Here is a 4,976-nt window from a genome sequence, read left to right as displayed (position 1 = left end):
ACCGCCTGCCCGGGGGCGCGGCGGGCGGCGGGGCCGCGGGCCGGGGCCCCGGCGGCAGCGGAGCCGCCCCGAGCGCCGGGAGCGGCGAGGCGGGCTCCGGCAGCGTCACGTACGGCCGGATGCGCAGCGGATCGAAGTCCTCGGCGGCCGCGGCCTGCGCGGAGCGGGTCTCCAGGACGGCGTCCGCCGCCTGCCGCGCGCAGCCGCAGGCGGGCGCGCCGTCGGGCGCCCGCGAGGTGCCGCACCGGGGGCAGACGGGCCCCGCGGGCCCCTCACCAGCCCCTGTACCAGTTCCTAAGGCGGGCTCCTCAGGCCCCATGGCTCTCCCGTGCCGCTCGCTCACTGGGTGCTCCCCTCCCTCGGCCGCCCCGCAGAGCTCTCCAGGAGTATGCAGCCGTACGACTCAACAGGCCATAACGGGAGACACGGCCCACGATGGAAGGTGGAGGAGTACCCGGGGAGGTGTCCATGACGCAGGACGTGAGCGCACGGCCGAGTGGGCCGGGACGCGGGACAGGGGCACAGGAGCACGTGTCCGGCGGTGTGCTGGTGTCCATCGGCGCGCTGCTGCTCGGCATGCTGCTCGCCGCCCTGGACCAGACCATCGTCTCCACCGCCCTGCCGACGATCGTCAGCGACCTCGGCGGGATGGAGCACCTGTCGTGGGTGGTCACGGCGTATCTGCTCGCCGCCACGGCCGCCACCCCGCTGTGGGGCAAGCTCGGCGACCAGTACGGCCGCAAACGCCTCTTCCAGTCCGCCATCGTGATCTTCCTGGTGGGTTCGGCGCTGTGCGGGGCCGCCCAGAACATGGGCGAGCTCATCGCCTTCCGCGCGCTCCAGGGCCTCGGCGGCGGCGGGCTCATGGTCCTGTCGATGGCGATCGTCGGCGACCTCGTCTCGCCGCGCGACCGCGGCCGCTACCAGGGCCTCTTCGGTGCCGTCTTCGGCGCCACCAGTGTGCTCGGGCCGCTGCTCGGCGGCCTGTTCACCCAGCACCTGAGCTGGCGGTGGGTCTTCTACATCAACCTGCCCGTCGGCGCGGTCGCGCTCGCCGTGATCGCCGTCGCGCTGCGCATCCCGGCCCGCACCGCCCGCCACACCATCGACTACCTCGGCACCTTCCTCATCGCCTCCGTCGCCACCTGCTTCGTGCTCGTCGCCTCGCTCGGCGGCACCACCTGGCCCTGGGGCTCGCCGCGCATCATCGGGCTCGCGGTGCTCGGGGTGGTGCTCACGGCGTGCTTCGTCGCGGTCGAGCGGCGGGCGGCGGAGCCGGTGATCCCGCTGCGGCTGTTCCGGGTGCGGACCTTCACCCTGTCCGCCGTCATCAGCTTCGTCGTCGGCTTCGCGATGTTCGGGGCCATGACGTACCTGCCGACGTTCCTCCAGGTCGTCCAGGGCGTCTCGCCCACCATGTCGGGCGTGCACATGCTGCCGATGGTCGTCGGCATGCTGATCGCGTCGACCGGGTCCGGGCAGATCGTCAGCCGGACCGGGCGCTGGAAGGTGTTCCCCGTCGCGGGCACCGGCATCACCGCCCTCGGGCTGCTGCTCCTGCACCAGTTGAAGCCGGACAGCCCGACCGCCGAGATGAGCGCGTACTTCTTCGTCTTCGGCTTCGGGCTCGGCCTCGTCATGCAGGTGCTCGTACTGATCGTGCAGAACGCCGTCGGCTACGAGGACCTCGGCGTCGCCACGTCCGGCGCGACCTTCTTCCGCTCCATCGGCGCCTCGTTCGGCGTGGCCGTCTTCGGCACCGTCTTCACCAACCGGCTCGGCGACAAGCTCGCCGCCTTCCTGGGCGGCCGTGACCTGCCGCCGGGCGTCACCGTGGACTCCCTCAAGGCCGACCCGCGCGGCATCGCGGAGCTGCCCGCCACGCTGCGGCCCGGCGTCGTCAGCGCGTACGCCAGTTCCATCACCGACGTCTTCCTGTACGCGGCACCGGCCGCCGTCGTGGCCTTCGCGCTGGCCTGGCTGCTGCGCGAGGACAAGCTGCGCCGCGCGGTCACCGCGCCCGACCCCACGCAGACGCTCGCCAGCAACCCGGTGGAGCGGTCCTCGTACGACGAGGTGGCGCGGGCCCTGTCCGTACTCGGTACGCGGGAGGGGCGGCGCGCGGTGTACGAGGACATCACCCGGCGGGCCGGGTACGACCTGCTGCCCGCCGCGAGCTGGCTGCTGCTGCGGGTCAGCCGCCACGGGCACGTGGAGCCCGGGACGCTCGCCGAGCGCAGCGTGGTGCCGCTGACCGTCATCACGCAGGCCGCGCGGCAGCTGGAGGAGCGCCGCCTGGTGCTGCGCGAGGGCCTGGGCCTGTGGCTGGCCCCCGCCGGCCGCGAGGTCGCCGCGCGGCTCGCCAAGGCCCGTGAGGAGTCCCTGGCGGAGCTGCTGGGGGACTGGTGGACGCCGGGGCGGCCGACGGATCTGATGCGGTTGGTGGAGGAGCTGGGCGCGGAGCTGTGCGGCTCCGTCGCCGAACGCCCCCGCGCCCCCGCGCGCGGCGCGCCCCGCTGACCGGGGCCCTACCCGGGCAGGGCTTTCCCACCCGCCCACCCGTCACACCCGGCTTCGCCGGCGCGGCCCGGGCGGGTGGGGTGCTCCCCGGTGCCTGCCGTCTGCGGCGCTGTCGCGGGCTTTCCCACCCGCCCGCCCGTCATACCTGGCTTCGGCGGCGCGGCTCGGAGGGCTTCCCTCTTGGCAGGGCGGTTCAGGACTGCTTCGGAGCCGCCTGCTGGACCACCTCGAAGGACCAGACCTCGTTGCCCGTGGCCGCCGGCTTGGGGCGGTCCGCGCCGCCCTGGTGGGCCGCCTTCATCGGGCCCTCCATCCACGCCTGGAACGACGCCTCGTCGCGCCAGCGCGTGTACACCAGGTAGTTGTCCGTGCCCTCGACCGGGCGGAGGAGCTCGAACCACTCGAAGCCGTCCGAGTTCTCGACGGCGCCCGCGCGGGACGCGAAGCGCTGCTCCAGGACCTCGCGCTGCTCGGCGGGCACGTTCAGGACGTTGATCTTCACGATGCTCATGCGGCCCATCCTCCCGTACCACCGCGTGAGAACGGCGTGAGGTCCCGGTCAGCCGCCGTGCCGTTCGCGCCAGTCGCGCGCCACCTCGTCCACGTCGTACGGCCGCAGGCCCAGCGGCGGGCCCGGCGGCGGGGTGCGCAGCGCCTCGCGGATCTTGTCGTTCAGCTCCGTCACCAGGCGCCGGGCCACGCGCTCGGACGGCGCGTCCGCCGCGGCCGCGAGCACGTCCTCCGCCTCCTTGCGCAGCGCCAGCGTCGGCGACAGCACGGACACGCCCTCGCGGGCCAGCTTCCGCTTGACCCACCACAGTTCGTCGTACACCGCGTTCGCGTCGTCGGGCAGGGGCTCGCCGCGGCCGGGCAGCGCGGCGAAGTCCCCGCGCTCCTCCGCCTCGCGGATCTGGCGGTCGATCCAGGACTCGAAACTCACACCGGGTGGCTTCCGCTCCGTCATGCGTTCCATGGTCCCAAAGGGCGCGCGGCGAAGGCGAGGCTAGGATGCGCGCGAGTGTCCGACTTCATGGGGGTGCGGAGATGCTGGAGCTCACGATGGCCACGCTGTCGGGTACGGACGCGGGGGCGACCGCGGGCATGACGATGGCCGAGGTGCCCAGCGAACCGGGCGCCGTGCTGCGCGTCGGGCGCGACGGCGCCGTGTGCCGGCTGGTGCCGCCGCAGGACTGGCTGTTCGTCTCCCGTACGCACCTGGAGTTCCGCTGCGGTGCCGACGGTGTCTGGACCGTCACCTGGCTGCGCGGCTCCCAGCCCGATCCGGCCTCCGAGGTACGCGTCCACACCGGCGGGACGGCGACGCCGCTGGCCTACGGCGGAGCGGCGCCGCTGCCCCGGGGCGGCTCCGGGGAGATCATCGTCCAGGACCGGTCGGGGCCGCGCAGCGTGAACGTGGGCTTCTACCACGAGGGTTGAGAACCCGGGCCCGGGGCCGGGCCCGCGGGTTCTGGTCCCGTACGCAGTCCCGTACGCAGTCCCGTACGCGGATCAGTCCCGTACGCGGATCAGGGCGAAGCCGTCGTACCCCTTCGCGCCCACCGTCTGCACCGCCGTGCCGTCGAGCCTCGGGTGGCTCGCGACCAGTTCCAGGGCCTCGTGGGTGCCGCGGATGTCGGGTTCGTCGGCCGCGGCCGGGTCGGCGACCCGGCCGCCGCGGACCACGTTGTCCAGGACGATGAGGCTGCCCGGGCGGGTCAGCTTCAGGGCCCACTCCAGGTAGCGGGCGTTGTTGACCTTGTCCGCGTCGATGAAGACCAGGTCGAAGGGGTCGGCGCCCTCGGCGTGCAGCGCGGCGAGGGAGTCCAGGGCGGGGCCCGTGCGCAGCTCGGTGACCTTGTCCAGGCCCGCGTGGGTGAGGTTGGCGCGGGCCACGGCGGCGTGGGCCGGGGCGTACTCGAGGGTGACGAGGTGGCCGCCCGCCGGGAGGGCGCGGGCCAGCCAGATGGTGCTGTAGCCGCCGAGGGTGCCGATCTCCAGGATGCGGCGGGCGGGTGTCAGGAGGGCGAGGAGGTGGAGGAACTTGCCCTGGGCCGGGGTGACGGCGATGGGCGGCAGGCCGGCGGCCTCGCTGGTGCGCTGGGCGTGGGCGAGGGCCTCGTCCTCCGGGGTGAGGAGGTCCGCGAAGTAGGTGTCCACGGCGGTCCACTCGGGCTGAGCGGGTTGGGGGGTCACTGGGTGCTCCTTCCGGGTCGTGGGGCGGGTGGGCCCTGCCGGGGGCTGCCCCAAACCCCCCCCGGCCCCAAAACCCGGGGGGCCCCCCCGGGGCCCCCCCCCCCCCCCGCGCCCCCCCCGGGGCGGGGGGGGGGGGGGGCCCCCGCGCGGGGGGGGCGGGGGGGGGGGGGGCGGGCCGCGCCCGCGGCCCGCCCCCCCCCCGCGCGCGGGGGGGCGGGGGCGGGGGGGGGGGGGGGGGGGGCGGGGGGGGGGGGGGGGGGGGG

The 4,976-nt window shown here is 75.0% G+C and carries 5 protein-coding genes and 1 pseudogene; 2 read left to right on the top strand and 4 right to left on the bottom strand.

What is annotated here, in order from left to right; genetic code table 11:
- Positions 1 to 319, bottom strand: a pseudogene (locus QK440_RS40710) (hypothetical protein); the annotation flags it as partial.
- A 149-nt stretch (positions 320 to 468) separates the two neighbouring features.
- Between QK440_RS40710 and QK440_RS40705 the strand changes: the two are divergent.
- Complete coding sequence (locus tag QK440_RS40705) at positions 469 to 2,520, top strand: MFS transporter (protein WP_282798307.1); 2,052 nt, start codon at positions 469 to 471, stop codon at positions 2,518 to 2,520.
- A gap of 193 nt (positions 2,521 to 2,713) precedes the next feature.
- Here the strand turns inward: QK440_RS40705 and QK440_RS40700 are convergent, their stop codons facing one another.
- Together QK440_RS40700 and QK440_RS40695 are read right to left on the bottom strand one after the other, a co-directional pair.
- The gene (locus QK440_RS40700) at positions 2,714 to 3,031 is read right to left on the bottom strand and encodes an antibiotic biosynthesis monooxygenase (protein WP_282798306.1); all 318 of its coding nucleotides are present in this window, start codon (positions 3,029 to 3,031) and stop codon (positions 2,714 to 2,716) included.
- Between the two features lie 48 nt (positions 3,032 to 3,079).
- The gene (locus QK440_RS40695; protein WP_282798305.1) at positions 3,080 to 3,484 is read right to left on the bottom strand and encodes a DUF1992 domain-containing protein; all 405 of its coding nucleotides are present in this window, start codon (positions 3,482 to 3,484) and stop codon (positions 3,080 to 3,082) included.
- 80 nt (positions 3,485 to 3,564) lie between these two features.
- On the opposite strand from QK440_RS40695, the gene QK440_RS40690 reads away from it, so the two are divergent.
- Positions 3,565 to 3,957, top strand: a complete 393-nt coding sequence (locus tag QK440_RS40690) for a hypothetical protein (protein ID WP_282798304.1) — start codon at positions 3,565 to 3,567, stop codon at positions 3,955 to 3,957.
- Positions 3,958 to 4,029: 72 nt separating this feature from the next.
- Here the strand turns inward: QK440_RS40690 and QK440_RS40685 are convergent, their stop codons facing one another.
- A complete protein-coding gene (locus QK440_RS40685; RefSeq protein ID WP_282798303.1) occupies positions 4,030 to 4,713 on the bottom strand; it encodes an O-methyltransferase in 684 nt (227 codons plus the stop codon).
- Positions 4,714 to 4,976 lie beyond the last annotated feature (263 nt).

The organism is Streptomyces sp. CC224B (assembly GCF_030010595.1).
Lineage (GTDB): Bacteria > Actinomycetota > Actinomycetes > Streptomycetales > Streptomycetaceae > Streptomyces > Streptomyces longispororuber.
Note: the sequence above shows the minus strand (reverse complement) of the source record. Positions and strands in the feature narration are given on the sequence as shown.